Origin of the sequence: Streptomyces sp. WM6386, from assembly GCF_000972385.1 — a bacterium.
In the GTDB taxonomy this organism is placed as follows: Bacteria; Actinomycetota; Actinomycetes; order Streptomycetales; family Streptomycetaceae; genus Streptomyces.
Genome location: NZ_JXTE01000740.1, coordinates 1 through 328, shown reverse-complemented (window position 1 = coordinate 328; position 328 = coordinate 1). Strand labels below are relative to the sequence as shown.

General features: G+C 73.8%; 1 pseudogene. It reads right to left on the bottom strand.

Going from position 1 to position 328, the window contains the following annotated elements:
• A pseudogene (locus tag TN53_RS43470) lies at positions 1-183 on the bottom strand (hypothetical protein); the annotation flags it as partial.
• Positions 184-328 lie beyond the last annotated feature (145 nt).

Sequence of the window (328 nt, the reverse complement as noted above, 5' to 3'; positions counted from 1 at the left end):
AGCGGGCGTCGCGCGGTAGCCGGTGTTCAGGCCGCGGCGCCGTTCGAGCCGTCCGGGCGCGATGGCAACCGGGCAGGAGCCGCGGCCCAAGCCCTCGTCGCCGGCGAGGTGGAGGTCGGCCTCGACGGTGGGGCGCGCCCGGGAGTCGAGCACGCCGCGCAGTCGTACCCGTTCGATCAGCACGGCTCGTCCTTGAACAGCCAGTCCATCAGTTCGCAGGCGCGTGACAGCGGCAACGAGCCCTGTGCGCAGGCCCGTTCGCCGAAGGTGACGCAGTCGTCCGGCGCGATCGTGGGTCCGGCGACGGTGAGGGGCACCGGGTCGGAGG